The organism is Clostridium frigoris (genome assembly GCF_018861865.1).
In the GTDB taxonomy this organism is placed as follows: Bacteria; Bacillota; Clostridia; order Clostridiales; family Clostridiaceae; genus Clostridium_AD; species Clostridium_AD frigoris.
This window is the reverse complement of the sequence record NZ_JAHLDV010000037.1, coordinates 1-26,016: the sequence shown is the minus strand read 5'-3', so window position 1 is coordinate 26,016 and position 26,016 is coordinate 1. Positions and strand designations below refer to the sequence as shown.

Annotated in this window: 28 protein-coding genes; 9 read left to right on the top strand and 19 right to left on the bottom strand. The window is 30.4% G+C overall.

Translation table 11 applies throughout. The features are described 5' to 3' along the window. The first annotated feature begins 22 nt into the window (after nucleotides 1–22). The 6 genes from KPL37_RS13995 (at nucleotide 23) to KPL37_RS13975 (ending at nucleotide 6,663) form a co-directional block, all read left to right on the top strand. Nucleotides 23–1,084: a cell wall-binding repeat-containing protein gene (locus KPL37_RS13995; RefSeq protein ID WP_216150337.1), complete on the top strand. Its 1,062-nt coding sequence runs from the start codon at nucleotides 23–25 to the stop codon at nucleotides 1,082–1,084. A gap of 244 nt (nucleotides 1,085–1,328) precedes the next feature. After that, nucleotides 1,329–2,024, top strand: a complete 696-nt coding sequence (locus KPL37_RS13990; RefSeq protein ID WP_216150335.1) for a response regulator transcription factor — start codon at nucleotides 1,329–1,331, stop codon at nucleotides 2,022–2,024. A 44-nt stretch (nucleotides 2,025–2,068) separates the two neighbouring features. After that, entirely contained in the window at nucleotides 2,069–2,893 is an 825-nt protein-coding gene (locus KPL37_RS20295; protein WP_343216277.1) for a HAMP domain-containing protein, read from the top strand. A gap of 12 nt (nucleotides 2,894–2,905) precedes the next feature. Continuing rightward, the gene (locus KPL37_RS20290; protein WP_343216276.1) at nucleotides 2,906–3,466 is read left to right on the top strand and encodes a sensor histidine kinase; all 561 of its coding nucleotides are present in this window, start codon (nucleotides 2,906–2,908) and stop codon (nucleotides 3,464–3,466) included. 72 nt (nucleotides 3,467–3,538) lie between these two features. Continuing rightward, the gene (locus KPL37_RS13980; RefSeq protein WP_216150333.1) at nucleotides 3,539–4,423 is read left to right on the top strand and encodes a C40 family peptidase; all 885 of its coding nucleotides are present in this window, start codon (nucleotides 3,539–3,541) and stop codon (nucleotides 4,421–4,423) included. A gap of 416 nt (nucleotides 4,424–4,839) precedes the next feature. Further along, entirely contained in the window at nucleotides 4,840–6,663 is a 1,824-nt protein-coding gene (locus tag KPL37_RS13975) for an urease accessory protein UreH domain-containing protein (protein WP_216150331.1), read from the top strand. A gap of 125 nt (nucleotides 6,664–6,788) precedes the next feature. Here KPL37_RS13975 and KPL37_RS13970 read toward each other — a convergent pair whose 3' ends face one another. Together KPL37_RS13970 and KPL37_RS13965 are read right to left on the bottom strand one after the other, a co-directional pair. Then, nucleotides 6,789–6,971, bottom strand: a complete 183-nt coding sequence (locus KPL37_RS13970) for a hypothetical protein (RefSeq protein ID WP_216150329.1) — start codon at nucleotides 6,969–6,971, stop codon at nucleotides 6,789–6,791. A gap of 205 nt (nucleotides 6,972–7,176) precedes the next feature. Continuing rightward, on the bottom strand, nucleotides 7,177–7,389 hold the full coding sequence (locus KPL37_RS13965; protein WP_216150328.1) for a heavy-metal-associated domain-containing protein: 213 nt from the start codon (nucleotides 7,387–7,389) through the stop codon (nucleotides 7,177–7,179). A gap of 154 nt (nucleotides 7,390–7,543) precedes the next feature. Here KPL37_RS13965 and KPL37_RS20400 point away from each other — a divergent pair, with 154 nt between their 5' ends. Beyond that, nucleotides 7,544–7,648: a Spo0E family sporulation regulatory protein-aspartic acid phosphatase gene (locus KPL37_RS20400; protein ID WP_216150356.1), complete on the top strand. Its 105-nt coding sequence runs from the start codon at nucleotides 7,544–7,546 to the stop codon at nucleotides 7,646–7,648. Nucleotides 7,649–7,764: 116 nt separating this feature from the next. On the opposite strand, the gene KPL37_RS13955 is transcribed toward KPL37_RS20400, so the two are convergent. The 16 genes from KPL37_RS13955 to lgt all read right to left on the bottom strand — a co-directional run bounded on the left by KPL37_RS13955 (nucleotide 7,765) and on the right by lgt (nucleotide 23,156). After that, complete coding sequence (locus KPL37_RS13955) at nucleotides 7,765–9,156, bottom strand: sensor histidine kinase (RefSeq protein WP_216150327.1); 1,392 nt, start codon at nucleotides 9,154–9,156, stop codon at nucleotides 7,765–7,767. Continuing rightward, a complete protein-coding gene (locus KPL37_RS13950) occupies nucleotides 9,140–9,856 on the bottom strand; it encodes a response regulator transcription factor (protein ID WP_216150326.1) in 717 nt (238 codons plus the stop codon). The genes KPL37_RS13955 and KPL37_RS13950 overlap by 17 nt, the downstream gene beginning before the upstream one ends. Before the next feature lie 227 nt (nucleotides 9,857–10,083). Continuing rightward, nucleotides 10,084–11,208 (bottom strand): YncE family protein, encoded by a 1,125-nt coding sequence (locus KPL37_RS13945; RefSeq protein WP_246578292.1) that lies wholly within the window; start codon nucleotides 11,206–11,208, stop codon nucleotides 10,084–10,086. A gap of 319 nt (nucleotides 11,209–11,527) precedes the next feature. Next, nucleotides 11,528–13,015: a multicopper oxidase family protein gene (locus KPL37_RS13940; protein WP_216150325.1), complete on the bottom strand. Its 1,488-nt coding sequence runs from the start codon at nucleotides 13,013–13,015 to the stop codon at nucleotides 11,528–11,530. A 276-nt stretch (nucleotides 13,016–13,291) separates the two neighbouring features. Further along, complete coding sequence (locus KPL37_RS13935) at nucleotides 13,292–13,537, bottom strand: SHOCT domain-containing protein (protein ID WP_246578291.1); 246 nt, start codon at nucleotides 13,535–13,537, stop codon at nucleotides 13,292–13,294. A 73-nt stretch (nucleotides 13,538–13,610) separates the two neighbouring features. After that, nucleotides 13,611–13,997 carry a hypothetical protein gene (locus tag KPL37_RS13930; RefSeq protein ID WP_216150324.1) on the bottom strand — a complete coding sequence of 129 codons (387 nt, stop codon included), beginning with the start codon at nucleotides 13,995–13,997 and terminating at the stop codon, nucleotides 13,611–13,613. Nucleotides 13,998–14,192: 195 nt separating this feature from the next. Beyond that, a complete protein-coding gene (locus KPL37_RS13925) occupies nucleotides 14,193–14,399 on the bottom strand; it encodes a heavy-metal-associated domain-containing protein (RefSeq protein WP_216150323.1) in 207 nt (68 codons plus the stop codon). An 11-nt stretch (nucleotides 14,400–14,410) separates the two neighbouring features. Continuing rightward, on the bottom strand, nucleotides 14,411–14,716 hold the full coding sequence (locus tag KPL37_RS13920) for a hypothetical protein (protein WP_216150321.1): 306 nt from the start codon (nucleotides 14,714–14,716) through the stop codon (nucleotides 14,411–14,413). 246 nt (nucleotides 14,717–14,962) lie between these two features. Continuing rightward, nucleotides 14,963–15,250, bottom strand: coding sequence for a SoxR reducing system RseC family protein (locus KPL37_RS13915; RefSeq protein WP_216150320.1), 288 nt, complete (start codon nucleotides 15,248–15,250; stop codon nucleotides 14,963–14,965). Between the two features lie 168 nt (nucleotides 15,251–15,418). Then, nucleotides 15,419–15,838, bottom strand: a complete 420-nt coding sequence (locus KPL37_RS13910) for a SoxR reducing system RseC family protein (RefSeq protein WP_216150319.1) — start codon at nucleotides 15,836–15,838, stop codon at nucleotides 15,419–15,421. 206 nt (nucleotides 15,839–16,044) lie between these two features. Further along, nucleotides 16,045–16,257 (bottom strand): heavy-metal-associated domain-containing protein, encoded by a 213-nt coding sequence (locus tag KPL37_RS13905; RefSeq protein ID WP_216150318.1) that lies wholly within the window; start codon nucleotides 16,255–16,257, stop codon nucleotides 16,045–16,047. Between the two features lie 32 nt (nucleotides 16,258–16,289). Next, complete coding sequence (locus tag KPL37_RS13900; RefSeq protein WP_216150317.1) at nucleotides 16,290–18,740, bottom strand: heavy metal translocating P-type ATPase; 2,451 nt, start codon at nucleotides 18,738–18,740, stop codon at nucleotides 16,290–16,292. Nucleotides 18,741–18,758: 18 nt separating this feature from the next. Then, nucleotides 18,759–19,028 carry a metal-sensing transcriptional repressor gene (locus KPL37_RS13895; protein WP_216150316.1) on the bottom strand — a complete coding sequence of 90 codons (270 nt, stop codon included), beginning with the start codon at nucleotides 19,026–19,028 and terminating at the stop codon, nucleotides 18,759–18,761. A gap of 291 nt (nucleotides 19,029–19,319) precedes the next feature. Next, nucleotides 19,320–21,128, bottom strand: coding sequence for an ATP-dependent zinc metalloprotease FtsH (ftsH, locus tag KPL37_RS13890; RefSeq protein WP_216150315.1), 1,809 nt, complete (start codon nucleotides 21,126–21,128; stop codon nucleotides 19,320–19,322). 619 nt (nucleotides 21,129–21,747) lie between these two features. Continuing rightward, nucleotides 21,748–22,164: a hypothetical protein gene (locus KPL37_RS13885; protein ID WP_216150314.1), complete on the bottom strand. Its 417-nt coding sequence runs from the start codon at nucleotides 22,162–22,164 to the stop codon at nucleotides 21,748–21,750. A 164-nt stretch (nucleotides 22,165–22,328) separates the two neighbouring features. Further along, complete coding sequence (gene lgt, locus KPL37_RS13880) at nucleotides 22,329–23,156, bottom strand: prolipoprotein diacylglyceryl transferase (RefSeq protein WP_216150312.1); 828 nt, start codon at nucleotides 23,154–23,156, stop codon at nucleotides 22,329–22,331. Nucleotides 23,157–23,560: 404 nt separating this feature from the next. Between lgt and KPL37_RS13875 the strand changes: the two genes are divergently transcribed. Together KPL37_RS13875 and KPL37_RS13870 are read left to right on the top strand one after the other, a co-directional pair. Continuing rightward, nucleotides 23,561–23,764: a copper resistance protein CopZ gene (locus KPL37_RS13875; protein ID WP_246578290.1), complete on the top strand. Its 204-nt coding sequence runs from the start codon at nucleotides 23,561–23,563 to the stop codon at nucleotides 23,762–23,764. Between the two features lie 109 nt (nucleotides 23,765–23,873). Beyond that, entirely contained in the window at nucleotides 23,874–24,161 is a 288-nt protein-coding gene (locus tag KPL37_RS13870) for a hypothetical protein (protein ID WP_216150310.1), read from the top strand. Nucleotides 24,162–24,514: 353 nt separating this feature from the next. Here KPL37_RS13870 and KPL37_RS13865 read toward each other — a convergent pair whose 3' ends face one another. Further along, nucleotides 24,515–25,648 (bottom strand): C40 family peptidase, encoded by a 1,134-nt coding sequence (locus KPL37_RS13865; RefSeq protein WP_216150309.1) that lies wholly within the window; start codon nucleotides 25,646–25,648, stop codon nucleotides 24,515–24,517. Nucleotides 25,649–26,016 lie beyond the last annotated feature (368 nt).

The window sequence follows — 26,016 nt, the reverse complement described above, 5'->3', positions numbered from 1 at the left end:
TAATTATTGAAAGGAGATATTTATGCATTCAAATTTCTCTTATTACACTCCTGCAATAGATACAGTTAATACAACACGAATATTAGGTGATGTTCCACTTACATTTAATAATTATGTTACGAAGGTCATATATCCAAGCCCCAAAGTAAAATGGAGACCTAATGCGATTATACTTGTACCTTTGACTTCCTATCATTATGGATTGCTTGCATCACCATTAATACATTTCCCCATAAATGCACCACTAGTCTTCACAAATGAAAGCTACCTTTCGCAAGAAACCTTTAATGAGATTATCAGATTATCTCCAACTGGTGAAAATGTACCGGCAAAGATACTTATAGTTGGTCCAATAGCTCCGATTATAGAATTGCAATTATTAAATGCAGGATTGTCAGTTATAAGAATTACTGGAAGTAACCCTATAAGGGCTGCAAGTGAAGCAATGGAGTTTAGATATACAATGGCACCGGACTCTATGGAAGGTAATAAGAATATAATGATAGTCTCTGCTGATGATCATACTGAAAGTATACCTGCAGCATATTATTCTGCACATATGGGCGTACCTATACTGTTTACTTATAGAGATAAATTACCAGAGATTACAAAACAACAATTAATTAAGTATAATAATATAAATATGCTTGTTATTGGGGGTAAACATACAATTTCAGATGAAGTCTTCAATGAAATACAAGATATTTCAAAATCAAAAGTAGATAGGATCGGTGGTAGCACATGTTATGACGTTGCTGTAAACTTTTCAAAATACTATTCAAATGAAAGCATGTTCGGTTGGAACGTCAAAACTAAAGGAGGATGGGCATTTTGTTTTGGAACTCCAAATAACTGGGCTTATAATTTAGCAGCCTGCACATTTGCACACCTTGGTAAACATTCGCCACTTTTATATATTAAGCCTTTAATAATACCTAAAGCAACCCGTGAGTATGTATTATCTGTAAAACCTGTAGAAACGCATCCACCTAAACCTCAATTTATGCATGGATTTATTCTTGGTGGTTTTCATATTATTTCTGCTAATATGCAAATTGAACTTGAAGAAATATTAAATGTATGAATTTTCTCAATTGAATAAGTTATATTATACACCATTACAATTTATAATTTAATATATTAAGAGTATAAATATATTAAATGAAAGATATGCTAATAGAGAAATTAATGAGGAAGACTATACTAAAAAACTAAGAGCATTCCCAGATAAAAACAAGGGGTATGCTCCTAGTTTTTATAAAGCTATGTTGAATTAACTATATATTTGGTATAAACTTGATATCAATTAAGAATATTGGAGTGATGAAATGAATGAAAATTTTAGGATTTTAGTAGTTGACGATGAACAGAAGGTTCTAAATGTAATTGAAGCCTACTTAATCAAAGAAGGCTTTGAGGTTTTAACTTCCATGGACGGAGAAGATGCTTTAAACATATTTAAGAATGAACCAATCCATTTAATTATATTAGATCTAATGCTTCCTAAAATGTCCGGTGAAGAAGTATGCACTAAAATCAGAGCTACATCTTCAGTGCCAATTATTATGCTTACAGCAAAAATTCAAGAAGATAATAAAATAGACGGGCTTTCTATTGGAGCCGATGATTACGTAACTAAACCATTTAGCAATCGGGAACTAGTTAGTAGGGTTAAAGCTATTATACGACGAACGTATAGAGATAATAGTCCCCTAGCAGAACTATTAATTATTAATGATGGTGATTTAGAAATAAACATTGAAAAAATGGTTGTAAAAAAACAGGGTTTACCTATTACTTTAACTTCTAATGAGTTTAAAATTTTGATTGCACTTTTAACTAATCCTGGGCAAGTATTCTCAAGAGAACAATTAGTTAATAAAGCTTTTGGTACAGATTATGATGGGTTTGACCGAACTGTGGATACTCATATTAAAAATATAAGATATAAGATAGAGGGCAACCCCAAAAACCCAAGATATATAATTTCAATATATGGAATGGGGTATAAATTTCAGGGTTAATTGCTATAGAACTTAACATTTAAGAAGATAAGAGGTGGTTTTAAATGAAAATGTCCTTAATGAAAAAATTATCCATAGGGTTTCTTCTTACTGCATTTGTATCTATATTAATTGCAGGCTTAGTTTCAAATTATATGATTGGTAAAAAATTTAACAATTATTTAATTGATGAGCACAAAACAAAAGTAGATAAAATCGCAACTGTAATAGATGGATTATACGACGAACAAACAGGCATTTCAACTAATAACAAAGCAGAAATATTAAGATATTCAAATGCAGAAGAACTGTATATTGAAGTTAAAAATACAATGGGAGTCATTGTTTTTACCTCAGGTAGTGCAAAAGTACAAAACAAAACAATGATGGATTCAATGATGGGTTCAATGATGAATGATTTTTCTTCAATTAAACCAGGGCAATATACTGAAGATAGTTACCCATTAATTAAAAACAATAAAAAATTAGGAACTATAGTTTTCGGATATTATGGAACCTCTTTTTTGAATGCGGGAGCACTAACCTTCAAAACAACGTTAAATCATTCTTTTTTTCTTTCCATTTTTATCGCATTAATCTTTGGATTTATAATTAGTATCTTTCTTTCAAAACAAATATCATCACCTTTGACAAAAATAACAGATACAGCCAATAGAATACGAAATGGAGATTTAAAGGCAAGATCTCGAGTTGTATCTAAAACCAAAGAAATAGATGATTTAACAATTTCTATAAACTATCTAGCGGAAACCCTGCAAAAGCAAGAGCATCTTCGGAAACGATTAACTTCTGATATGGCTCATGAGCTTAGAACCCCTCTTACAAATTTAAAATCACATATAGAGGCATTGCTAGACAAGGTTTGGTAGCCCACAGAGGATATGCTTACAAGTTTTTATGAAGAAATACAAAGATTAATAAAATTAGTTGAAGGCCTTAACAACATAGCAAAATTAGAGCAAGCAGATCTGAATTTAAATAAATCAAAATTTGACTTATCCTTAGAACTAGAAAAAATAACAACTTCTTTTAAACCCCAATATGAAAATATAGGCTCAAAAATTCACTCAAATTTGATCCCAGGTGTGGAAGTGTTAATGGATAAGGATAAATTAAAGCAAGTAATGTATAATTTGCTTTCAAATTCACTTAAATATTCCAAAATAAATCCAGAAGTCTTTTTAACTCTAAAGTCTGAAAATGATAGCATTGTTATAGAAGTAAAGGACAACGGCATTGGGATTTCAGAAAAAGATTTGCCCTTCATCTTTGAAAGATTTTACAGAAGTGATGAGTCTCGCGATAAAAACACCGGTGGTTCAGGTATAGGTCTAACCATTGTAAAAGCTATTGTTGAGGCTCACAAAGGTAGCATTAATGTTACCAGCACCTTAGGGAAAGGAAGTACCTTTTTTATCACATTTCCTAAGCGTGGTAATTAAAGAAAATTGTTACTTTTAAAACTCCATTTTTCTGCTATAATATAAATGTTCAATAAATATTGGAGGTAAATAATGAAAAAAAGATTAGCTTTAGTAACAATTCTATTAACTCTAGCAAGTTCTCATACTGTATTTGCTGATAGTGGAGTAATAAATGCAAGTTCGTTAAACATTAGGCAGAAGCCTTCACTCTCATCCTCAATCTTATCTTCAATACCAAATAATACGAAGATAAGTACTTTAGGAAAAAGCGGTGCGTTTTACAAAATAAATTACAAGGGGAAAACTGGATATGTGTATAGCTCATATGTGAAAATAGTACAAGCTACTGCTGTAGCATCTGCTACACCATCTAGCACAACAAAAACTGGGGTAGGCAGTACCAAAGCATGGGGTTTAAACGTGCGTAAAACAGCGGCTATAGGAAATAATACTATTGGTTCACTTAATGCAACAAATAATATAAGCTTATATGGATCGCTAAATGGTTATTACAAAATTAAATATAATAATAATTGGGGATATATTGCCAAGTCATATGTAAGTACAGCTACACCTTCATTAATAGCTACAATACCATTAGTATCAAGTACAGCGTCTCAAATAAGCACTCTAATGTCGAGTGCAAATAAATTACTTGGAATACATTATACATATGGCGGCACAACACCTTCCACTGGTTTCGATTGCTCAGGATTTGTGCAATATATTTATAAAACTATCGGTGTTACTTTGTCTAGAACAACGTATACTCAAGTAGAGGAAGGCAGTGCTGTTAGTATAAATGATCTTAAAGTAGGAGATCTACTCTTTTTTATAGACAATTCCCATGAAGGAGTTTATATTGGAAATAATAAGTTTATACAAGCACAAAAAACTGGTACAGTTGTACATATAACCGACTTAAGCGGTTATTGGAGAACATCATTTGTAACAGGAAGAAGAATACTTAATTAACATTAAAACAAAAAAATAACGAGTAGTTTACTACATAATTTCATATTTCTATTGTATAACCTTTTGCTACTTTGTTTTTCTTATTTTGACAACTTAATAAAGCACACCTAAAAATTATAAGTCTCCATTTCTTTTATTAAATTAAAAGGAATGGGGACTTATTAATATTGAGCAATTATAATGGTATGCAACGTATGAATTATAGTGTACTTTATTTTTAAATTTATGAACTATATATTTTTATTTTAAAACTACTAATATCTTCATAAAATCTACACATATATTTTGTATAATTTAAGTCACGGTCTATATTCATAGAATTAAAAACATACCCCTATTACTTATAAAACTTTCAAAATAAAAATTCATTGAATATAACATTAAACATTATATTAAAAATTGTAGGAGGCAATAATGTGAGCGTTAAAAAGGAAAGAATAAAAGTCTTTGACATGACATGTACATCCTGTGAATCAAGAGTAGAGAGAGCAGTCACAAAATTAAATGGTGTTAAAAACGCTTTGGCAAGTTTCAGTAATCAATCTCTAACTATAGAATATGATACGGATTTCTGTAATATTGAAAAAATCAGAACCGCTATAAACGTTGCTGGTTATAGTACTAAAGATTCAGGTAGCTACAAAATAGCAGGTATATTTATAATCGTAGCAGCAATTATATTAATTGGAAATTCATCAGGTGGTATTGACATGACTTCAAAACTCAACGGTGCTACATATTTTGTTCTATTCATTGTTGGTGTTCTTACCTCAATACATTGCGTAGGTATGTGTGGCGGAATAATGCTATCACAAAGCATAACTAAAGATAGCAAAAGTAAATTTGATTCTGTAAGACCTGCCCTTCTATACAATGCAGGAAGAGTTCTATCATACACTGTAATTGGTGGAATAGTCGGTGCTCTAGGTTCAATACTTTCACTATCAATATCTGCAAAGGCTGGACTTCAAATATTTGCTGGTGTATTTATGATAATAATGGGGCTTAATATGAGTGGGTTTAGCTTATTTAGAAAGCTTAATTTTAAACTCCCTTGGTCAGCTTGTTCTATTAAAAAGAAACCGAAGACTCCTTTTTTAGTTGGTGTTCTAAATGGACTTCTACCCTGTGGGCCACTTCAAACAATGCAACTATATGCTTTAGGAACTGGAAGTGCTTTTAATGGTGCCGTATCTATGCTGTTATTTTCTCTCGGCACAGTACCCCTAATGTTGACCTTTGGAGCATTATCAGGTCTCATTACTAAAGGCTATACAAAAACCCTTTTAAAATTCAGTGGAATACTAGTTGTCATTTTGGGTATTGTTATGGGAACTCGTGGACTTGCATTAGCTGGTATAAACGTGCCTTCTACGTCTACAATAGCTGCTAGTTTGTCTGGTAATAAAACATTAACATCAGCTCCACCTGCTGCTAAACCAACTATAGTAAATGGAGTTCAGATAATTAGAATGACAGCAGATGGTTCAGGATATACTCCAAATGGCCTATATGTTCAAAAAAATATGCCTGTAAAATGGATAATAAATGGCAAGGCATTAAACTCCTGCAATGGACAAATTGTAGTGCCTTCCTTAAATATTAATAAGACATTACAATCCGGTGAAAACATAATTGAATTTACACCAAAAGATAAAGATATAAGCTTCAGCTGTGGAATGGGTATGATTCGCGGAGTAATTAAAGTAGTTGATAATATTGCCTCAGTAGACACCACAAAACCCGATTCATCTATACCAGCTCCATCCAGTGGAATGCCTGGTTGTACCATGGGCGGCATGGGTGGAACAACTGCTGCACCTACTACCCCTAAAAAAGCAAGTATTTATGGTACAGATTTGAGTAAAGTTGAAACCAGTAGATTAATCCAAAAAACTGTGATTTCCGGAAACAATCAGGCTTTTTCAATTAAGGGTACAGGATATGAATTTGAACCAGTAATTGTAGTTGCAGAAAAAAATGTTAATACAATTTTAAGCTTTGATTTAAATAAATTTGACAATCCAAATGGAACTTTTGAAATTGCTGCATCAGACACTGGGAACAATATCACTACTTTTAAAGGTGAAAATGGAACTGTTAAATTAACTACCACATTTAATGCAAGCGGCATCTATTCTATTATAAAAGATGGCAATATTGTAGGTGGTGTAGTTGTAGTAGATGATTTAAAAAATGCAGATTTAGAAAAAATTAGGGAAAAATATATAAGTGATTAATACTATTGTAAAATTTAATTAATTACTTTTAATAATTATTACAAAGAGGGTAGAACAAAATGTTCTACCCTCTTGTATTTCAAAATATACAAAATTTAAATAGGAAAATATCTATGAAAAAGCACTTACAATACAATATCTACAGGCAGTATTTTAGCCACCTCTGCTTCCTTTACTAGTAGCTCCATATCTCCTGTATCAATATTAGCACTACCCATTTTATTTACAGCTAATATGAGTTTAGTCGACACTACTGATGTTTTTTTATGAAAACAATACCAATGAATTTTTTCAACTCCACTGCGCAAAATATATTCTTACTTAACTGTAACGGATCTACACATAGTTTCAGCATTTAAGGAAAATCGAATCTTGAATAATAAACCTACTAGAAAATTTAGATAATTTAAGACATAAATAATCCCGTACGAATTAAAATTCTACGGGGTTTGTAATATTTAATATAATTTATTAGAATAAACCTTATATGGTGTTCCTATATTTCAATTTTAACTAGTTCTTTTCTATCGCCAATACTTCATAACCAGCGCCCTCAATAGTCGACTTAATTAATTTATCAGTAATACTACTGGCTATGTTAATAGTTGCAGCACTTTTTACAAAACTTACCTTCACATCTTTTGCACCTATATTTTTCAACACTTCACTAACACACTCTACACAATGGAAACAATTCATACCACCCACAAATATTTTCATTCTCATTTTATTTCTCCCTTCAAAAATATCTTAAAAGCTTCCAATCTCAAACCATTATTAGAATAAAAATTGGACTTAACAAACTCCGCAAAATACCTATATATTGTTTTAATTACTATATATATATAATAACTAATCATTGTGAAGATATTATAAAGAAATCTACTATTATAAAAATTTTCATGTTTTTACTGATAAATCACTGAATTTAAGTAAAGAACTTGATAACCTTATCCTAGAATATTATAAAATAAACACTTTTTAAAAATATTACCAACCCCTGTTAATAAGGTCGGTAACAGTATTTAATATATTTCCGTACGTTATACAAGTGTTTATATCCATAATTTATTTTCTTGTATTGACATAAAATGAAAAGGTTTATGAATTCATAGGCAATTTTATAATAAATTCAGTTCCTTGATTTATTGTACTTTCTACATTTATAGTACCCATATGTGCTTCAACAATTGATTTCGTTATTGTAAGTCCTATTCCTGCTCCACCGGTTAATTTATTTCTTGATTTATCTACCCTATAAAATCTCTCAAATACATATGGTAGATCCTTTTCTGATATCCCTAGGCCTGAATCCTTTACGCTTACTTTAGTATAAAGACCATCTTGAAATAATTTAACTTCAACCTTTCCACTTTTCTGAGTGTATTTTAGTGCATTAGATATCAGGTTTACTATAACCTGTCTTACCTTATCCTTATCCGCATACAAAACAATCTCTTTATCATAAAAAATTAATTCTATTTCTTTAGTCAAAATTTCTTTCTCAAAATTGAAAACTATATTCTTAATAACTTCCCCTAATTTAAATTTAGTCTTATTTAATATAAGATTTTCACTTTCATACAGATTAAGCTTTTCCAAATCTCCTACAAGACGGTTTAATCTTAGTATTTCTTCATGGCAGCCTATCAGTCTATCAGTTGTTGGCTCCCATATCCCATCTATTAATGCCTCCATATGGCTCTGCAATGTTGTGAGTGGTGTTCTAAGTTCATGTGAAACATCCCTAGTTAGTCTTTTTCTCAATTTCTCTTGTTCATAAAGAGATTTTCCAAGGTTATTAATTGATCTAGTAAGCTTATCTATCTCTTCTATGTCAGATTTTTTTTCAATTCTTTGACTATAGTCTCCTTTAGAAATCATCTCTGCTGTGTCTATTACATTTAAAATAGGTTTACTTAACCTTTTAGCCATTAATAGTCCCACTATTAAAGCAATACACAAGGATGCTATACCTACACTTATCAGTATCTTATTAAGTGTTTTTGAATACAAAATATCATTATCATTATAATAAAATGGTCCATAATATCCTATTTCTATAACTCCTACTTTTTTAGAGTTATTTATTATATTATAGTCATCCTTTGTATATATTCCCTTCCAATTTGGAAAAAGTGTCTCCATAGTACTAGTCAAATGATTTTTAACCTCTTCACATTTACTGTTATCGTAAGCCTCAGCATCCCATATTGTTTTACCTGATGCATCACGTACAGTAATAAACACTCCATTTTCAATTGCCTCTATTCCAACACTTTTAATTACATCAGTGTTATGCTTTTTATTTGTAGAATACTGTTGATTTACAGCTGTAACGATTATTTGATTTTTTCTCTCATGCTCCTGAATAACATAGTTTTTAAACTGCTTATTCAGAAAAAAATTAGAAAGAATACTAATAAGCACTACACAAATCATTGTTACAAATATATAAGAAAGAGAAAGTTTTTTCCTAAGGCTTTTTTTCATCTTCTTCTCCTCCAAGCCTATATCCTGTTCCATACACAGTAATTACGTACTGGGGTTCCTTAGGGTTAGTTTCTATTTTTTGTCTTAAATTTTTAATATGAGTATCTATAGTCCTATTAAACCCTTCATAATTTTCTCTGAATGTAGTATTTATGAGCTCTTCTCTTGAAAATGTCTTGTGTGGGTACTTTAATAACGTCATAAGCAGCTTATATTCCGTTATAGTTAACTTTACATTCTCACCATTTTTTTTTATCTCTTTCTTAAGAATATCTACTACCAAATCATCATCTTTCAATGAAATTATATTGGATAGTGGCACTATCTCTTCATTTAATCTTCTAAATATAGCGAATATTCTAGCCATAAGTACCCTTGGACTAAAGGGCTTTGTGATATAATCATCTGCACCAATATTTAAGCCTGCAACTATACTTGCCTCATCAATTTTTGCCGTAAGCATTATTATTGGTACTCTAGATTCTTTTCTTACTATTTTACAAATATCTTCCCCAGTCATATCTGGTAGCATGAGATCAAGCAGAATTAAATCTAGATTAATTCTTTTAAAAATCTCCAGAGCCTGTTTCCCATCAAATGCTTCAAATACCTCACAGCCTTCCTTTTCTAGATATGATTTTACAACATCCACTATTTTATTTTCATCATCTACTATAAGAACCTTTTTCGCTTCTAGCATGTTTTTGCTCCTATTCTCTAAATATAAATTTACTTTCTTAATATATTTCTTATATATTTTATAATTTATTTTAGCATTTAATTGTGTAGATTTTATGTTGAACATGAACATATATAAATTAATAAAAAGCCCACGCATTGTTTTTTAGGCAATACTGGACTTTTAAATAATCAAATTTTATAATTATATTGTGTCTAAACCTTTTTCTTTTCCTATAACATCATACTCTACTGCCTATAACTTATACCATTAGGTGTTTTACCAACCTTAACTGTTGATATAACTTTATTAGTGTTGTTATCAATTACGCTTACTGTATTATCATACATGTTAGTCACATATACTAGCTTATTATCTGGACTAGTTACAACTCCATGAGCTCCCTTGCCAGTTTTTATAGTTGCTACAACTTTTTTAGTAGCAAGATCAATTTTTGTTACTGTATCAGATGGACTTTTTTCAGTTCCTTGATTAGCTACAAACGCATACTTATCATCAGACTCTATATAAGTTTGAGCCGGGCCAACTCCTACTGCAATTTTTTCAACTTTGTTTGTAGAGAGATCTATAATAGCTAAATAATTCTCTGCGTTTATACTTGCAATTAAAGTCTTTCCATCGCTTGTAATTCCGGTAGTTGCTGGAGTCTTACCTACTTTAATTTTCCTCAATTCTTTATTATTTGCTATATCCACAACACTTACTGTATCTTCTCCCATATTGGCTACATAAGCAAATTTGCTATCTTTTGATATACGAAAACCATGTGGTCCTTTGCCTACAGAAATGTTATTAATTAATTTATAGGTTTTTGCATTAATAACTGATATGTTATTGTCTTGATTATTTGTAACTAATACATATTTGCTATCATTAGTAAATACTATATGTGCTGGATGCCTACCTACTTCAACCTTTTTAATTAACTTTCCTGTATCTATATTATAAAAAAATGCCGAACCATTTGTACCCATAGCTCCACCTTCAGACATTTCATCTTGAGGCATTGGCATCCCTACTTTATCCATAACTACTGAAGTGTAGGCCACTATCTTACCGTCTGGTGAAACCTGCACATTATGTGGTTCACCTTCATCATTTATAGTTTCTAATACCTTATTTGTAGCTGTATCTATCTTTGTAATAGTACCTCCTTCATTCGCTGTGAAATAATATGAGATTACCTTCTTTCCTGGTACTTGAGTAGAACTTTGTGACTGTTTTTTTTGTCCACCGCTGCATCCAGCTAACGTTAAAGTTAATATAACCATGATTCCAACTGACTTTATAAATTTTCCTTTAAACATTTTTACCATCCTTCCAAATATAATTGTGCCATTATACTTATCCATAAAAATACCTCTTCTTAATGGATTTTACATTATAAACTACTTAATAGTCTTTCCTATACGCTTACCAAAATATTCACTCACATTTTATGATATTAGTATATCAATTAATAATTATATTGTCGGTAACATTTGTTACTATATTTAACTAATTAAAAGACATGTATAACATTACTTAGAATGAACATCTAGAATCCAAAATAATAAAGCTTAAAATTACATTCGCAATTTTAAGCTTTATTATTACTAATTTAATATACAATTTTTTACCTTAAAATCTTTTTAATTATCCATTCGTATCATTGTTACCCAAGTAATATTGTTAATTATCAGTAACCTGAAACTGTCCCATCATTCCTTGGTCTTCATGTTCTAATATGTGACAATGGTACATGAAAACTCCTTTGTGAGTGAACTTAATTATAATTCTAACCTTCTCATTAGGATTAATTAATACTGTATCCTTAAACCCTTGCTCATTCTTAGGTGGTTCCTTTCCATCTCTTGATAAAATTTGAAATTGTACACCATGTATATGAAATGGGTGAATCATTCCCCCCATCATATTACTAGGGTTTGTAATTTCCCAAATTTCCGTATCATTTAATTTTATTTTTTCGTCAATTCTCCCCATTTTCATCTTTTTACCGTTTATGCTTACCATACTACCCATACCCTCTAGCTGGAAAATTCTAATTTTAGAAGTAGCTGTTTCAGGAATTTTATTAATATCAGTTAAATGTGTTGGTATTTCAGTATTATCTATTCCATCTTCCTTTACATTGAAGTTTAATATTCCTATACCATCGCCAAGTAAAGATAATTTGTCGCCCTTTTTATATTTAGAAAAATCTATTATTACTTCTGCTCTTTCTCCCGGCCCAAGTATTAATTTATTTAATTTTACTGGTGCCTCTAGAAAACCTCCATCAGATGCAATCTGAAAAAAAGACTCTCCATTACTTAATTTTATAGGATAAACCTTTGCATTTGCCCCATTAACAATTCTAAACCGCATTTTTATTTTCTTTACATCTAAATATGGTTTAATGGCTCCGTTTACTATAACCATGTCTCCAATAGCTCCATCCATCATGCTACTCATATTTGTGGAATAAGGCATGTCTCCATTGCTATTAAATGCCCTATCCTGAATAATTAATGGTATATCATTTATACCATACTCCTTTGGAATATTTAAGCTTTGTGAAATATTATCATCAATATAAAAAAGTCCTGCTAATCCCTTATAAACTTGTTCTCCAGTTTTTTCCTGTTGGTGAGGATGATACCATAAAGTACTAGCTGGTTGGTTTATAGTAAAACTAGGATTCCATTGGCTTCCTGGCATAATAGGACTATGGGGTCCTCCATCCATTTCTCCATTAACTTCTAATCCATGCCAGTGAACAGTTGTTGGTTCACTTAATTGATTATTTACATGAATATTTACTTTTTCACCCTTTTTCACCCTTATTACTGGACCCAGAAAGTTACCGTTATATCCATAGGTCTCTGTTTTAACTCCAGGAAAAAAAGATGTAATGCCCTTCTCAACATTTAATGTAAAGTCTGCAGTATTACTGTCTGAACTCTTATTCTCTAAAAGTGGTGGGATTGGGAGCTTTGTACTATTCTCTACTACCTTACTCTTTAATTCGTTGCTTGTTAAAGATTTCATATTCTCAACCATAGCATTCCCATTGCCTTTCGAAAAATAATTCAATATCGAATTAATTAAAACTATAGAACTAACTACTATGATACCTACCCCTGCTATAAGCAGCCATTTATTATATTTCTTATTCATTTTTTATACCTCCATCAAACCTATTGAGTTTTACCGATAATCGTTATCTTTTAATAACTATTGTATAATTATTTTATCATATAGTTATGTAGGAAATATGAAGATTAATCATCAATTAAGTTTTAGAAGGCAGTGAACTATTTGTTCATGTTTTTATATTCTTAGATTTTTATAAATAATTAAAAAGCATATCAAAAGAGATGTGCTCACTACTCTTTTGATATGCCTAATATTATAACAATGCTAACGAATTATTATTATATAGACTGAAGTAATTTACTGTTTTTTATGATCTGAGAGTAACTTCTTTTTATTATTATATTCCTCTTCATCTATTTCTCCACGAGCAAATCTTTCATTTAGTATATTTAAGGAATTATCTCTAGACCCTATATCTTTAATATTATTGTTTTTCAATAGCTTATAGACTACAAATACGGTAATTGCAATTATAATTATACAAATAAACATAAATCCAAACCGTCCTCCCATCATATTATATCCATACCCAGATCCCATCATATCAAATCATCCTTTCATTATTTATATATTATTTATCCATTGATTTGTCTTAATTTCTTTAAATTTTTTAATATTATCTTCCCATCATACTTTGATGGATTTTTGTCATATCTTCTCCATTTTGTGATTGCATCATTTTAGCCATAGGTGCATATCCGTTCTTTTTCATTATTTCAATCATCTTTTTATAATCCTTATCACTTAAGTTATTCATCAATTTATTCATAGCATCATAGTTCCCATTTTTCATAGCAGTGGCTTCATCACTGAAGCCACTGTCTTTCATTATTTTAATCATATTATTATAAGTATTATTTGATTGAGTTCCACTTTTTTGTGTGCCCATCATTGATCTGTTAGAATCATTGAGAGTAACAGTTTTGTTTGCTGCATATGCAACTGAAATACCACCTACTGTTAGTATTCCTGCTATTATTAAAATCATAACTTTATTCTTCATTTAATATCACTCCTCTAATTGTTTTTCTTTATATCTTTATTTTACTACTCAATTGTGGAGCAATTATGAAGTTAATATATTAATCTATATATATTTTAATAAAATATTTTAAAAACTCTTACATAGTAAAAGGTCCACGTATTATACTTCTTATAATACCTGAACCTTTTTCACATTTAAATTTTACTATTTGAACTATGCTTTTTCTATATTTACAACATCATAACCCGCATCTTCTATAGCGAGTTTTATAGCATCATCAGTAATATTATCGCTAATTTCAGCCGTAGCAAGTTTTTTTTCAAGATTTACCTCTACGTCTTTTGCTCCAATCTCCTTTAACGCCTCACTAACATGATTTACACAGTGATCCCAGATCATACCTTCTACTTTCTTTTTCATCTTACCGCAATCTATTGTGCTATTATACCTTTAATGCCGAACCTAGGTTCCGTAAAGGGTATTTTAGCCTTTTGATAAACATTCATATCTCCAACAATCTTTAAATCTTTTAAAACAAATACTTTAATACCTTTATATTCATAAGTATCATAAAGTTCTTTATCTTGAACTTCGGTTTCTAATAAACTTTTAGTTATAGGAGTTTTAAGTATAGTATTACAACAATCACAGTTTATGGGTATTTTTTCAATGTCTACGACAAAACATAAGTCTTTACCTTGAACATAATTCAACACCTTGCTACTAATTTTCAACATATTTATCTCCTTCTAACTTATTATATAATTAATACCTTCTTGTTTGATTTACTGCCTATAACTTATACCAATATGGGTTTTACCAACCTTAACTATCGCACTGTCTCAGTAACTTTGTTAGTATTGTTAATAATTACACTTACTGTATTATCATAATAAAACATGATTTACTTTTTATCAACCTTATGAGTTTTTAATAGAAAAGAATAGTAGAAAATGGTACTTTAAAAACTTGTAAATTAATTTCTATAAATCTTCCCAGTATATTCTTTCGTTTTTTTCATCTATTGCAGCAGATTTATCAAATAATTCAATTAATATAATAGCTATTATTAAACCAATGATTCCTCCAAAAATCCTTGAAACTTGAATAGGTGAACCAATGAATTTTCCTATATATTGTCCTAAAAACACTCCAATAACCACGGCCATTATTGGAAAAACAAAGAGCACAAAGGAAGCTAATAACATATTGGTCTTTTTTACTTTAAAAGTAACTTTTTTTATATCTTTTTTAGATTGATTTATTTTCATAATAATCTCCTTACCAACATAAATAATTTCAAATTTATTTAACCTATTCCTAGATTGTTGAACCATGTTATTAACAATTACAAGAATTTCTTTCTACAAGAACTAAATATTCAATATTAAAAACACATTAAATCATATATATATCTTAAAATATATATTAGTTTTATTTTAAGATATATTATGAGTAATAACAGGTTGCATTTTATCATTGTTATGAGCAAATTTATCAAATCTCTTTATATTTAACAATGACAATACAAATGTTATTATCCCACCTCCTATTTGAAAATATCGTACAGAATAACCAAGTATTTTAGCTAGTACTTGTCCAACAAAAACTCCTATTACAACTGCAATGAGTGGCACTATATATACAACAAAAGCCGCCATTATCATGTTTGTATCTTTCATTTGAAACGAAACTCGTTGTCCGCCTTTAGCTCCAATAGGATTTTTAGCTTCTATTACAAGTGAATTATCACCTGGACATGCACCACAATTCTTACATTCGTTGTGCCTACCTACTTTGACCTTTGCAATGTTATTATCAAATATTTCTATTATAAGTCCTTCTTCCTCTTTTATCATCTTACTACACCTTCCTCATATACTAAAATACCAGCTATATTTATTATTCAATTTGTTAAATAATAATTTTTTATTTATTGAATCAAGTAGCAATTATAAATTTGTTTATTACTATATATAATCTAATAACATACTTTAATTTACGGTATATAAAATAAACAGCCCAAGTACTACATCTCATATAATACTTGAACCTTTTATTTGAACTATGCTTTTTCTATATTTACAACATCATAACCCGCATCTTCTATAGCAAGCTTTATAGCATCATCGGTAATATTATCGCTAATTTCAGCCGTAGCAAGTTTTTTCTCAAGATTTACCTCTACGTCTTTTGCTCCAATCTCCTTTAGTGCCTCACTAACGTGGTTAACACAGTGCATACAACTCATACCTTCTACTAATATTTTCTTTTTCATTTTTTATTTCTCCCTTCGAATTTAAATTTTATCTATCTTAATGGCTTAAAGCCTTTTAAGCGTAAAGCATTTGTTAATACTGAAACTGAACTAAAACTCATTGCAAGCGCTGCAATAATAGGATTTAAAAGTGGACCACCAAATAAATGTAACACTCCCATTGCAACTGGTATTCCAAGAATATTATACCCAAAGGCCCAGAATAAATTTTGCTTTATATTTGTTATGGTTTTCTTACTTAGCTGAATGGCTGTAGGTACATCCATTAGATCACTTCTCATAAGCACAATATCTGCGGACTCCATTGCGACATCCGTTCCTGATCCTATAGCAATGCCAATATCAGCCTGTGCAAGTGCTGGAGCATCATTAATGCCATCTCCAACCATAGCAACTTTTTTACCTTCTGCTTGGAGCTTTTTAACTTCATTTGCCTTATCTTCTGGTAATACTTCGGCAAGTGTTGTATCAATACCGACTTGTTTTGCAATAGCTTCTGCAGTCCTTTTATTATCACCAGTTATCATTGCTACCTGTATTCCCATGCTATGAAGTCTTTCTATAGCTTTCTTACTATTTTCTTTTACTGTATCTGCTACAGCAATTATGCCACTCAACCTACCATTAATAGCAATAAACATAGGCGTCTTTCCTTCTTCAGCGAGTCTATCTGACACTTTCTCTAAGTCCTCTAAAGAAACATGACTTTCATCCATAAGTCTTTTATTACCCAATAATGTTATATTGTTATCAATAACCACCTCAATACCAAGTCCTGGAAGAGCCTTAAATCCCTGTGATTTTTTTAGCTCCAGACGCCTTTCCTCAGCCTCTTTAACAATAGCTTCTCCAAGTGGATGTTCAGAACCCTTCTCAGCTGTAGCAGCTATTTGAATTAAATAATCTCCATTCATACCTTTTACAGTAACTATATCTGTTACCTTTGGTTTTCCCTCAGTAAGTGTTCCTGTCTTATCAAATACTATAGTTTGAATCTTATGCGCAGTTTCTAGTGCTACTCCACTTTTTATAAGTACACCATACTCTGCGCCCTTTCCTGTCCCAACCATTATAGCTGTTGGTGTTGCAAGTCCTAAAGCACAAGGGCACGCTATTACAAGTACTGAAATAAATATTGTTAAAGCAAAAACTCCTGTTTGACCAGATAAAAGCCAAGCTAATGATGATACCAGTGCAAGTCCGATAACTACAGGAACAAAGTAACTTGATATAACATCTGCCATTTTAGCTATGGGTGCTTTTGAGCCTTGAGCATTTTCAACTAGTGTAATAATTTGTGCTAAAGCCGTGTCCTTACCAACCTTAGTTGCTTTAAACTTAATAGAACCATTTTTATTTATACTCGCTCCTATTATTTTATTTCCAATACTTTTTTCCACTGGCATGCTCTCACCAGTAAGCATTGACTCATCTACAGATGTACTTCCTTCTACAACCTCACCATCCACAGGCATTTTTTCACCAGGTTTTACAACGACTATATCTCCAACCTCTACGTCATCAATTGAAATCTCTACTTCTTTATTTTTTCTGATTATAATTGCAGTTTTAGGTTGGAGGCCCATAAGCTTTTTGATTGCCTCGGATGTCTTTCCTTTAGTTACTGATTCTAAATACTTACCAAGGGTAATAAGAGTTAAAATTACACCTGCTGATTCAAAATACATCTCATATCCAGTATTGCCAAGCAATATTTCATATACTGCAAAAATACTATATAAAAATGCAGCTGATGTTCCCATTGATATTAATGAATCCATATTAGGACTTAACCTTGCTAAAGACTTGAATCCTACTATAAAATATCTTCTACCAATAACCATTATTGGTAAAACAAGTACAAGTTCTAGGATAGCATACTCTCTTAGATGCATCATGGGATCAATGATACTTGGCAGCATAATATTTAACCTTCCAGTAATCATTGGTAACATTGCAATTAAAAGTAGCGGCACTCCAAATATAGCAGATATTAAAAATCTATTCCATAAAGCTTTTATCTCTTTCTCCTTTTTTTCTTTATCCAAATCAACATTACTTTCTTCCTCTAGTGCCGTGTACCCTCCTTTTGCTATAGCCTTCTTTATATCACTCGTTTTAACTAATGATGGCTCAAAAGCTACCGTTAGCTTTTCTGTGGCAAAATTAACATTAGCTTCTATTACTCCATTAAGTTTTCTAGTTATTCTTTCTATATTCTTTGCACATGATGCACAGGTCATTCCCTCAAGTTTTAATGTTTTATTAGTTGTTTCTACTAATACCTTGTACCCAGCCTTATCAACCGCATTTTGTATATCAGATAATTTTATCAATGAATCGTCATAACTTATATTTAATTTTTCTGTAGCTATATTTACACTAGCATCTTCAACACCTGGTAACTTTTTTGAAACTCTTTCAATAGTTTTTGCACAAGCCGCACATGTCATACCTTCAACCTTAAGTATTTTATTTTTCATAGTCCATTCCTCCTTATATTATTTATTGCCAATTAACTTAGCAAGTAGTCCAATTATTTCATCAACTTTATCCTCACCTGTATTATTTAAAAATGCATCCTTTACGCAATGATTTAGATGCTGTTTCAGGATTAACATATTCGCTTTTTTAAGTAATGATTGAGCTGAAATTATCTGATTTGAAACATCAATGCAATATCTACCATCTTCCATCATCTTGATTATTCCATCAATCTGTCCTTTTGATGTCTTAAGGGATTGAATTGCTTGCTCTTGATCTTTATTCAATTAAATTCCTCCTTAATATTTATATATAACTAATGAATTTTATTTGGTCCCCTCAATAGGGGGGAGGATATCACCTAAAAAATATTGAGTTATTAATATTCTTTCTATAATTACATATTACCCGTTTATTGTGTAGATTTTATGAAGAAAAATTGCTTTTAAAAACTATTTTATAAATTTATCCCTGAACTGTATAAAAAATAATAAGTGAAAACGTTATTAGAAGTATTAAAACCATTATATTTACATACGTAGATACCTTAATGCCTTCATGCTTTTCGATTTGATTAACTAGCTTCTTGCAAATATTTCTTTAAATTCCACACCTTCTAGCTTCTCCTTTATTAACAACTCTTCAGCAACGGCATTAAGTTTACTCCTATTTTCAGTTAAAAGTGTCAAAGCTTTTGTATATGCAGCATCTATAAGTTTCTTTATTTCTTGGTCTATTTTGTGCGCTGTTTCTTCACTGTATTTTCTATCTTTACCAATGTCTCTTCCAAGGAATACTTCATCGCTACCTGATCCAAATGCAATTGTACCAAGAGTATCACTCATTCCATAGTCCATTACCATTTTTCTTGCAATTCCTGTGGCTCTCTCAATATCATTACTAGCACCAGTACTTATATCACCAATAACTAGTTTCTCTGCAACTCTACCACCTAATAGTCCAACAATCTCTTCTTCAAGTCTTGACCTAGACATATACGATTTGTCCTCTTCTGGAAGGCTCATAGTGTATCCTCCAGCCCTACCCCTTGGAACTATACTTATTTGGTGAACAGGATCTGAATTTGGGAGTAAATTCATTACAATTACATGGCCCGATTCATGATATGCAGTAAGTCTTCTATCATCTTCGTTAACCACTCTGCTTTTCTTTTCAGGTCCAGCCATTATTCTTGTAGCTGCTTCTTCAAGTTCGTCCATTCCTATAAGCCTTTTATCTCTTCGCACAGTTAAAAGTGCTGATTCATTCATTAAGTTTTCAATATCTGCACCGGTGAACCCAGGTGTTCTTTTAGCAAGTATGCTTAGATCAACTTCTGGTGCAAGAGGTTTATTTTTAGAATGAACTGCTAGAATTTCTTCTCTACCGTTTCTATCGGGAACTCCAACAAATATTTGTCTATCGAATCTACCTGGTCTTAATAATGCTGGATCAAGTACATCTGGTCTATTTGTAGCTGCAATCATTATTATTCCTTCATTTTCTCCGAAACCATCCATCTCAACTAATAGTTGGTTTAAAGTTTGTTCTCTTTCATCATTTCCTCCACCAACACCTGCTCCTCTTTGTCTTCCAACAGCGTCAATTTCATCTATGAATATTATACAAGGTGAATTCTTTTTTGCTTGTTCAAATAAATCATGCACGCGAGAAGCTCCAACACCTACAAACATTTCTACAAAATCTGAACCTGAAATGCTAAAAAATGGAACGCCAGCTTCTCCAGATATTGCTCTAGCAAGAAGTGTTTTACCTGTTCCTGGGGGTCCTATTAATAGTACTCCCTTAGGTATACGAGCACCCATATCCACATATCTTTTAGGTTGCTTTAGGAAATCAACTATCTCTGCAAGCTCAGCCTTTTCTTCATCTGCTCCTGCAACATCATCAAAACTAATTTTCTTTTGATTAGGATCAACAAGCTTTGCTTTGCTTTTCCCAAGCTTCATTAAACCATTGTTTCCGCCTCCACCCTTCGATTGTTTCTTGAATATAAACACAAAACCTACTATCATTAATATGAATAGTAAATTAGGTAATAACTCAAGCCATATTAAACTAGTTGATGGTTTTACATATGTTTCCACAATCGTTGGACTCTTTGGATGATCTTGAATGAACTGAAATAATCTAACAGAAGGCACAACAGTATTGTATGTAGTTCCGTTTTTTAAAGTTCCCGAAACTGACATCTCATCATCTTGAACCACAAAGCTTTTTATATCATTATTTGTCCAATCATTTTGAAATTGATTAAAATTAATAATTGTTGCTTTATTCTTACCTGTATTTAAAGGCATAGTTGCTGCGATAATAACAAAAACTGTGGTCAAAACCCAAAAAGGAACATTCTTAATTTTTTTCATACGATAATCTACCCTTCCTTCTCATTTATATGATAAGATATATACTCTATTTTTTATAATTAATTTTAAAATTGAGTGTCATAATTAATAGTATAAATAGTTTTTTCAGAACATTAATGTTACAATTATTGTATACTTAATTTAAACTACCCTTCTGCACTCTTTCGTTACCATTTCTTTATATAGATTTTATGAAGAAAATCTACTTTAAAAAACCATTTCATAAATTTATCCCTGAACATTATAAAAAATTATAAGGGAAAAAATTATAAGAAGTATTAATGCCCTAAGCTTTAAATAAGTAGGTACCATAATGTATTCATCATTTTAATTCTATAACTATTGTTCCTCTTCAAATAAAAACGTTATTAATAAAATAAAGTCATCGGGAGTTATTATCTTTAGTATTTTCGTAATAATTATATTATTTTTTATTTAAAAAATATACTATAAATACAAAAGCAATTAAACATATTAAAATTGGTATAAAACTATTTATTAAATAAGACATTATAGTATCACCTCCTATATATATAAATAAATTCAAACCAAATATTATATTACTTACTGAAAAATATATTATAATAGGTATTTCAAATATAAAAAATTCAAAATTCTTTTAATACTTAATTTTTTCCATAGCTTCTTGAATTTTTTGGTTTATTATATCAGATTGTGCTTGAGTAATTATTCGACTTTTTACTAATGCACTTAATTTATTAATCTTCGCTTTAACTTGTGGCACATCTCTTGTTAGTTCTTCAAGTACTATTTCTGACTGAGTCTGTGTTATTGTCTTAGCAGTAACTAGTGCTTTGAGAATATCAGAATAAAATGTTCTCAACATTAGTGTTGAGTTAGCTTGTGCTGTATTCATCGATGATTTCATAGTAATAGATGGTTTCATGGTGGTTGGTGATTTTGTAGAACTACAACCAACAAATATTAGAATAGTCATACTAGCACTAATTAATATTAAAATATTTCTTTTATTTTTCATCTTTATACCATCCTCATATATATTTTTTATAACCACTTTACTACTTTATGATTAGAATAAACGGATAAAATATACTATCAATTAAAAAGTATTATCAATTTAAAAATATTAAATGATAATACTTTTTAATTATATATTATCATTTCGTTATGTGGATTTTATGAAGAAGATCTACTTTAAAAAACTATTTCATAAATTTATCACTGAACAATATAAAAAATTATAAGAGAAATAATTATAAGAAGTATTAAAGCCATAATCTTTAAATACGTAGGTACTATAATTGCTTCATCATTTTTAATCCTATACTTATCATTACTTTTCAAATAAGAATATATTACTAAACCAGCAACTATAAAAACTAAGCTTAAAAGATGGGATATTGAAAAAGGCCCCCAGATTACTGGATTAATTCTAAAGAACTCAACAATTCCTCTAATTAGTGAAAAGCCAATAATATAAGTAACAAACAATTGGCCATCGTACTTTTGTTTTTCGCTTTTTCTCCACAAGATAATAAAGAGAATATAATCTAAAATAAATTCATATACCTGAGCTGGATGCATAATATTACCGCCTACATTGACTCCCCATGGCATAATATGTGTCATTACCTTACCAAAGACATCGCATCCAACTCTTCCAATACCCTGAGCAAGGGCCATTGCAACTACAAAAATATCTGCCAATTTAAAGAACGATATTTTAACCCTAATAGAATAAATGTATCCTGCAACCACTGCAACTAAAATACCACCATGTATAGATAATCCACCTTCATTTATTTTAAGTATCTCCATTGGGTGACTAAAATAAAATGAAGGATTATAAAAGAGTATATAAAATAACCTAGCACCAACTACACCAGCAATTACTCCAACAATTACTAAGTTAAACATAATATCGTCTTTAATTCCTCTTTTTTTTGCTTGCCATTCAGCAAAGAACGTTGCTGATATTATAGCAATTGCAACCATTAACCCGAAAAAATACACATGAAAAGGCCCAACACTAAACAATTCTTTCATTATTTATTCTCCCCCTACTATTTCAATTTAAATATATCTAACTACCATTATTGCATGATAATATAAAGATGTTATGAAGATTTGCGATTTTTTTAGAATATTACACAAATTGTGCCTCAATTCTAGACTTTTCAATTTTACTATTATTCTCTATTACTTCTTAATTTATTAATATAAACATGTATAGTTATATCAGAGGTTAAAACACAATTCTATAAATATTTTAGATTATTGGATCTCTTAATACACTTTTATCAAACACTACGTTTTATAACCTTTTCTTGAAAATAATATTTAATAAAATTTGTATCTTTCTTCATATCATCTACATATAAATTTTGTATTATATTAACAAGGGGGTTTATAATATAAAAGATCATACCGTTAATTTTAAACAATGTAATATGTTATGTGATAAATGCCTAATAAATGTAGCTAAGTGTCTAAGCAATATTCATGGATTAGAAGCCCTAGAAATAAGTCTAAAATCAAAGAAAATAAAAATTATATATAATGATACTACAATTTCTAAAAAGATGATAAAAGATAAGGTTAATGAGACAATACTTACTGGTAAAGTTAAAAATATATATAGCTTTAGTTCATAGATTAAGTAATAGATAAAGAGCTTATTACATTAATAAAATATGTATTAAGTAAATGATAAGAAAAGATTTATAATCATCTAAAATTGATTTAAAGGAGGAATAGATTCATATGAAAGATAACATAAATGATGAAAACAAAGAAAATAAGGGTGGCCATAGTTCAATAAAACATATTCTAATGATGGTGCTCTGCTGCGGTCTTCCAATATTGCTAATTGCAGTATTGCCATTTTTGAAGATTGGAAATACTGCCTTTAGAATTACATTAGCATCAATAATTCCTTTTCTTTGCCCAATATTGATGCTTTTTATGATCCCAATGATGCTTAAAGGTTCAAAGAAAGGCAAATCTTGTAATAATAATAATAATAATAATAAGGAAAAACTACTTAAGTAATTAAAAACACATTGTGAATCAATATAATATCATCTTTTAAATATTATTTCATCTAATAAACTTAGTTGATAACGCTATATTAAAATAATAAGACATACCACCACTTCAATAGAAGTATTGGTATGTCTTATTATTTAGGGACATAATATTATTTTATATTATTATATAGGAATTTAGGTAACATAGCAATCGCAGAATATTTTCAAAATCCAAGCCATACTCAACTAAGAAAAAGAATATTAAACCGAAAGCTTGTCCCTGTTTTATGTAAAGTAAACTTTGGTATATCGTCTTATAATATAAATCTTATTTGTAATTGGTTAAAAATGTCTAATTTCATTATAATATACTTTTTATTTTACTCTTCTAGCTGTAACATAATCATTTCTTCCCACAGGTGAAATTTTAATTACATCTCCTGTATGAGGAGCGTGGATATAATTGTTATCCCCAATGTACATCCCCATATGATGAGGATTAGCGAACGTTCCAAAGAACACCAAATCTCCTGGCTGAAGCTTATCCCTTGGTACTTCTACACCATCATTTATCTGATCAAATGTGGTTCTTCCTACAGATATTCCAAAGTGGGCATATACGTATTGAGTGAATCCTGAGCAATCAAATCCTGAAGGCGTTGTTCCCCCCCACAAATATGGTGTCCCAAGAAAGGTAGAAGCATAGGCTATTATGGCAGCTTGCGATACAGTAGCTCCACCCCTTGAAGGCGTATAATTAGGAGCCGATTCCCTTATATTACTTAGTTTCGTTATACTATTATTTATTGACACTTGAGGCTTGGTTATCTTCTGCACTGAAACATCTTTCTTACTATTTAATCCAGCTATCAATTTATTTTGTACTTCCTTAGCGGCAATTTCCTTGCTCTTTAATTCGGTTATTAATTTATTTTGTGACTCTTTAGTAACCAGTATCGTATCTATCTTCTGCTTATTCTCTACTTGCAAACTCTGTAATTTTCCCTTTGTCGTATTTAGACTTTGCTGTTTTTTATTTAATTCATCTTGAGCAGCTTTAAACCTAGCCGCTACCTTTTTATCAAACTCTATAATGGTTTTTATATTATCTACTCTTGATACAAAATCTCCAAAACTCTCTGAATCCAGTATAATACTCATATAACCATCGAATCCGTTCATATACATGACTCTCATTCTACTATTATATAATTTTTGTTCCTTCTGTGTATCGCTTTCAACCTTCTTAATCTGCGCTTTTGCACTTTTGATTGCCTTTTCAGTTTCAGATATCTTTCCTTTATTCTCTTCTGTTTTAGTCATAATTTTTTCTATTTCATTATCAAACTCTTCTATTTTCGTTTCTACTCCATCTCTCTCAGTCTGAATTTTCATTAGTGAATTTTTCTGTTGTTGTAACTTCTCATTTACTGGGGCCGCTAATGCAGTTACATTTGACGTAAAAATTAATGTTATTACAACCGCAAGATTTCTCAGGACATTTTTCATTATTACATCTCCTTCATTTGTTTATAATTATAAAACACTTAATAAATATACCAAAAACTTATGTGTTTATTGTGAAGATTAGCAGCATGTAAACATTTTTTTTAAAGATATCCTTTTTATTAGTTTTAAGGTTAGGTTGAAGCTTCGTCATATATGAACTGATTAATCCCTAAGTTAGCAAATAACTTGGTAGTTTTATACCTAAAATATTATAATATACGTATTTTTGTTTTTATAAATAAAAAGTCATATAAAAATAATGTGTACCCTTTGTCAAGGACAATCTAAAAAAAAGTCTACGCTGATTTAAGAAGATGATTTCTGTATTGAACAGGAGTCATCTTTTTTAAACCCCATTGATATCTAAA

Excerpts from the sequence above, each read along its gene's own strand:
- lgt (WP_216150312.1), bottom strand. The coding sequence starts at position 23,156 with ATGAAAGAATTGTTTAGTGTTGGGCCTTTTCATGTGTATTTTTTCGGG.
- KPL37_RS13870 (WP_216150310.1), top strand. The coding sequence starts at position 23,874 with ATGAAAGATAACATAAATGATGAAAACAAAGAAAATAAGGGTGGCCAT.
- KPL37_RS20295 (WP_343216277.1), top strand. The coding sequence starts at position 2,069 with ATGAAAATGTCCTTAATGAAAAAATTATCCATAGGGTTTCTTCTTACT.
- KPL37_RS13935 (WP_246578291.1), bottom strand. The coding sequence starts at position 13,537 with ATGATGGGATCTGGGTATGGATATAATATGATGGGAGGACGGTTTGGA.
- KPL37_RS13920 (WP_216150321.1), bottom strand. The coding sequence starts at position 14,716 with ATGTTGAAAATTAGTAGCAAGGTGTTGAATTATGTTCAAGGTAAAGAC.
- KPL37_RS13930 (WP_216150324.1), bottom strand. The coding sequence starts at position 13,997 with ATGAAGAATAAAGTTATGATTTTAATAATAGCAGGAATACTAACAGTA.
- KPL37_RS13910 (WP_216150319.1), bottom strand. The coding sequence starts at position 15,838 with ATGATAAAAGAGGAAGAAGGACTTATAATAGAAATATTTGATAATAAC.
- KPL37_RS13865 (WP_216150309.1), bottom strand. The coding sequence starts at position 25,648 with ATGAAAAATGTCCTGAGAAATCTTGCGGTTGTAATAACATTAATTTTT.
- KPL37_RS13925 (WP_216150323.1), bottom strand. The coding sequence starts at position 14,399 with ATGAAAAAGAAAGTAGAAGGTATGATCTGGGATCACTGTGTAAATCAT.
- KPL37_RS13900 (WP_216150317.1), bottom strand. The coding sequence starts at position 18,740 with ATGAAAAATAAAATACTTAAGGTTGAAGGTATGACATGTGCGGCTTGT.
- KPL37_RS13905 (WP_216150318.1), bottom strand. The coding sequence starts at position 16,257 with ATGAAAAAGAAAATATTAGTAGAAGGTATGAGTTGTATGCACTGTGTT.
- KPL37_RS13980 (WP_216150333.1), top strand. The coding sequence starts at position 3,539 with ATGAAAAAAAGATTAGCTTTAGTAACAATTCTATTAACTCTAGCAAGT.
- KPL37_RS13940 (WP_216150325.1), bottom strand. The coding sequence starts at position 13,015 with ATGAATAAGAAATATAATAAATGGCTGCTTATAGCAGGGGTAGGTATC.
- KPL37_RS20290 (WP_343216276.1), top strand. The coding sequence starts at position 2,906 with ATGCTTACAAGTTTTTATGAAGAAATACAAAGATTAATAAAATTAGTT.
- KPL37_RS13995 (WP_216150337.1), top strand. The coding sequence starts at position 23 with ATGCATTCAAATTTCTCTTATTACACTCCTGCAATAGATACAGTTAAT.
- KPL37_RS13950 (WP_216150326.1), bottom strand. The coding sequence starts at position 9,856 with ATGCTAGAAGCGAAAAAGGTTCTTATAGTAGATGATGAAAATAAAATA.
- KPL37_RS13955 (WP_216150327.1), bottom strand. The coding sequence starts at position 9,156 with ATGAAAAAAAGCCTTAGGAAAAAACTTTCTCTTTCTTATATATTTGTA.
- ftsH (WP_216150315.1), bottom strand. The coding sequence starts at position 21,128 with ATGAAAAAAATTAAGAATGTTCCTTTTTGGGTTTTGACCACAGTTTTT.
- KPL37_RS13965 (WP_216150328.1), bottom strand. The coding sequence starts at position 7,389 with ATGAGAATGAAAATATTTGTGGGTGGTATGAATTGTTTCCATTGTGTA.
- KPL37_RS13945 (WP_246578292.1), bottom strand. The coding sequence starts at position 11,208 with ATGGATAAGTATAATGGCACAATTATATTTGGAAGGATGGTAAAAATG.
- KPL37_RS13875 (WP_246578290.1), top strand. The coding sequence starts at position 23,561 with ATGTTATGTGATAAATGCCTAATAAATGTAGCTAAGTGTCTAAGCAAT.
- KPL37_RS13915 (WP_216150320.1), bottom strand. The coding sequence starts at position 15,250 with ATGAAAATAAATCAATCTAAAAAAGATATAAAAAAAGTTACTTTTAAA.
- KPL37_RS13990 (WP_216150335.1), top strand. The coding sequence starts at position 1,329 with ATGAATGAAAATTTTAGGATTTTAGTAGTTGACGATGAACAGAAGGTT.